1 protein-coding gene and 2 pseudogenes are annotated in these 3986 nt (G+C 63.7%); 2 read left to right on the forward strand and 1 reads right to left on the reverse strand.

Annotated elements, in window-relative coordinates; genetic code table 11:
- A pseudogene (locus ACFYP3_RS37185) lies at positions 1–618 on the forward strand (transposase); the annotation flags it as partial.
- A gap of 1928 nt (positions 619–2546) precedes the next feature.
- Here the strand turns inward: ACFYP3_RS37185 and ACFYP3_RS37190 are convergent.
- Positions 2547–2895 (reverse strand): annotated as a pseudogene (locus tag ACFYP3_RS37190) (zinc ribbon domain-containing protein); the annotation flags it as partial.
- Between the two features lie 68 nt (positions 2896–2963).
- Between ACFYP3_RS37190 and ACFYP3_RS37195 the strand changes: the two are divergent.
- Positions 2964–3758 carry a thioredoxin domain-containing protein gene (locus tag ACFYP3_RS37195; protein WP_388842517.1) on the forward strand — a complete coding sequence of 265 codons (795 nt, stop codon included), beginning with the start codon at positions 2964–2966 and terminating at the stop codon, positions 3756–3758.
- Positions 3759–3986: the final 228 nt, after the last annotated feature.

The following is a 3986-nucleotide window of genomic DNA, read 5'->3' on the forward strand; positions in this document are numbered from 1 at the left end:
GACCGACAGCCCCCTCCGCCGCACCCGCACCAGCCGACTCGAACACCTCGCCTACCAGCTCACCGCATGACCCTCACGAATTGCGCAGCAGAGTCGGCATCGGAGCCAAAGCCGAGCGACTCCGCGACGTCTTCCGCGCCGATTGGGCCCACCAGCCACCGCTGGTCGAAGACGCACTCGGAAAGCAGATGCTGGCCCTTCTGCTCCAGCTGGAGGCTGCCTGCACTGCCGCCGACAGCCTCGCCGAGGCAGTCGAAGAGGCATTCCGTCAGCACCCGGACGCCGAGATCATCCTCAGCTTCCCCGGTCTCGGCACCCAGCTCGGCGCCCGGGTCCTTGCGGAGATCGGAGACGATCGACATCGCTTCGTCGACGCCCCGGCCTGAAGGCATACGCCGGCGCCTCACCACCCAAGCCTCCGGCAAAAAGTCCAGCATCACCCGCCGCTGGATCAAGAACGACAGGCTCAACCACGCCGGCTGCCTGTGGGCCTTCTCAGCTCTCATCGCATCACCCGGCGCCAAAAGCCACTACCGGCGCCGACGCGACGATCACGGAGACTGGCACGCAGCCGCCCAGCGCAACCTCTTCAACCGCATGCTCGGCCAGCTCTACCACTGAGCTTTTTCAACTTGGGATTCAGGTGAGCACCCCAGGGTGCTATGACCTGCAGAGATGGCGGAGACCCATCACCCGATCGGTGGGCGAGTTGAAAAAGCTCACTGCCTCCAGCACCGCACCCTGTTCGACGAATCCACCGCCTACCCCAGCCAACTTACCGCCGCAGCTTGACGAGTTAGGACCGGCTCCCTGGCAGATGAGTTGAGACGTGAGATCTCTCGCTCAACCGTCCGGGAGCCATGTCCGTTACGAACCCTCACCTATCACCCGATCGGTGGCCAACTCGAATCAGCTCAATAAGAATCAGCCCTGAGGCCACCGAGCGTTAGAACTGCAACACAGAGGCTGTTATTTATAGCCCTGGTTGACCAGCCCGTTCACAAGATCACGGCTGCTTTGCAAGAGCCATGGGGAATGGCCGTCTCGCTGTCCTGGGGATCAGCAGGTCGGGTGACGAGCGAGGGGCAACGTCAAGCTGGGACTTTGAGGCAGATGCTGGCCATGCTCACTTCAACGTTCTGGGTACTGGGGTTCCTCACCGACACCATCCATCGGTTGGCATTCGGCCCTTCGCTCGACCACCTCACAATTTCGGGTGGGTTGCTGATTACCCCGCCTGAAATGATCGTCGTCCCCGTCGGGCACGTCGGCCCAAACAGCGATCCCTCTCTGAAGTTGGGGTACACCGTACGTGTTGACCACAGCACCGTGACCGGGTTCGGATCCACCGCTAAAGCCGGTGAACCAAGACTGACCGCGAGCAGCACCCCCGCAACCGGCGCAACTACATACTTCAACATCTGCCTTCCCCTTCCCGAGAAGATTTTATGTATTAAAGAAATGAATGTCGGCCGCGGCCCACTATTTTCCAGCGAAACCACTGCTAGTAGCGGTCGTGCAGCACCAGAAGAGCGAGCACCGCGCGGCAATCCAGAATCGTGCAGGGGCCCCGTTCCGCCTCTCCGGAGTTGGTGAAGGACGCCTACATGCCTACAGAGAGAGGGGCCTCGCGTTTGTGACGCTGAGGCCATAAGTTTTATGCAACTTGGGCTTCAGGTACTACAGCAGTGACTCGTGTCCGTGTCCGGTGGTTGTGTGACGCGTTGTCTTCTCCGTGAGTGCGGAGCGGGCGGTACGGGTGTGGACGGGCTGGTTCGATGACTTCTTCGCTTCTCTGGCGGGGTCTTCGGTCGAGTCGAGCCGCGCCGGATGGCGATGGCCTATGTGAAGGCACTCGTGGCACCGGTCGAGCGCAAGAACGGGTGGCAGATCGCCGAGCATGTCGGGCACACATCGCCGGATCGGGTCAGGGCCGATTCAAAGTCGTGGCGAGCCGACTCGTCTCGTTGAGCCGGACATGCGACCAAGTCGCCGTCTACACAGGTCAACGTTGCTTCGCTGCCTGACGTTGCCTGACTGGGCATCAGCTCGGCGTCGATGGTCTTCACCGCCCCGGCCCCGGACCGGCTGTGGGTCACCGACCTGACCGTGATCGACACCGCCGAAGGACCCTTGTGGCTCTCGGCGATCCGCGACGCGTTCTCCCGCCGGGTGGTGGCCTGGGAAACCTCCCGCCCGAGCCGACACCGACCTGGTCCTCGCGTCACTCGAGTACGCCCCGGGCCGACAACAGACGGCGATGCTTCTCCCCGCACCCCGCCTCACCAACGACCTGGTCCACCAGCTCAGGCGGACACGACGACCGGGTCAAGATCCCCAACCCCAGCCGCTCCAGACGCGACACCAACACGAACGGCCCAACCCCCGCCCCAAAAGCAACGGCATTGTCATGCCTTCGACAAGTGACACCAGTCATGCCGGGCCCGGAGGCCAGCGGCCCCATTGCAGGACCGCGAAAAAACATAACGGGGCGGCGTGGTCCGGGACCGGATTCTTGCACGCGGACGGGCGCCTGCGCCCACTCTCTATGGCTCGGCGGTCCTGGATGAGGGGTTTTGACTTCCGATCCTCTCCCTCAAGGGAGGGGTTCCTACCACGGTCGGTCGACCGTCTCGGTGGGTTCCCGTTTCTTCGCGCTGTGCCGGGACGAGTCCCGGTCTTACCCGCGCTCCCCAGGCCGTGACCGCCAGTCCGGCGGCCTTGACGACGTTGACCGCTGCATTAATGTCCCGGACGGCCCCGCACGCCCCGCACGCCCACTCACGGACGTTCAACGGCTTCGGTCCGTCCTTGACGCCGCACAGAGCACACCTGAGAGGTGGGTTCGAAGCGACCGATGCGGGGGAAGGTACGCCCGTACCGGGCTGCCTTGTACCGGGATGCGATTAACCCAGACTATGAATTAGCCCTGCTTCCCCCTGTCACACACCACGGAGATCACGGTGAGTTCACGCAACAGCCAGGCGAACAAGGCGGCGGCCCGCGAGCGGCTGCGCGCCGAGCGCGAGGCGCAGGCCAAGAAGGACCGGATCGGGCGGCAGGTCATAGTTGGCGTCGGCGTGGTCGCCGCGCTGGCGCTGGCCGGCGGCATCGCCTATGGGGTCCTGAAGGCCAACGAACCCGACTACTGGGAGAAGGCCGCCAAGGCGGAGCTGGTCAAGCCGAAGAACACCAGCGGCGAGGACGGCACCACGGTTGTCGTCGGCAAGGCCGACACGAAGAAGACCCTGGAGTTGTACGAGGACTCGCGCTGCCCGGCCTGTGCCTCCTTCGAGCAGGCGGCCGGCGAGCAGATCAAGAAGGACGTCGAGGCGGGCAAGTACAAGCTCCAGTACGTCGGCGCGACCATCATCGACAACGCGGTCAAAGGCGAGGGCTCGAAGAACGCGCTGAGCGCGTTGGGCGCGGCGCTGAACGTCAGCCCGGAGGCCTTCCTAGAGTTCAAGGGCGCCCTGTACTCCAAGGAGCAGCACCCCGAGGAGACCGTCGACAGCTTCGCCAAGGATGACTACCTACTGAAGGTCGCGGACACCGTCCCGGCGCTCAAGGGCAACGCCGAATTCAAGAAGGCCGTCGAGGACGGCGCCTACGACCGGTGGGCGCTGGAGATGTCGAAGGTCTTCGACAAGTCCGGCGTGAAGGGTACGCCGACCCTGAAGATGGACAGCAAGAGGATCGACACCCCGCAGACCGCGAAGCAGTTCACGGCGGCCATCGACAAGGCCCTGCAGGGCTGATCCGGGCGTTCCGGGAAGGCTCTTCCGGACCGGCCTGCAACGACGGTGGGCCAACTCCCCGAGTCCGCCCACCCAGCTACGGGACTGTAAAAAAGAAACGGTGTAACTCCGATCGTGGAGGGTTGCACCTGGGACCAGTGAGCTTTTTCAGCGGTGAGTCTCCAGGGTGAGGATGGCTCTGCTGATTGACGTGAGTCTGTTCGGGCTGAGGCGAGCTTTACGGAGGAC

The organism is Streptomyces sp. NPDC005533, assembly GCF_042871845.1.
GTDB lineage: Bacteria > Actinomycetota > Actinomycetes > Streptomycetales > Streptomycetaceae > Streptomyces.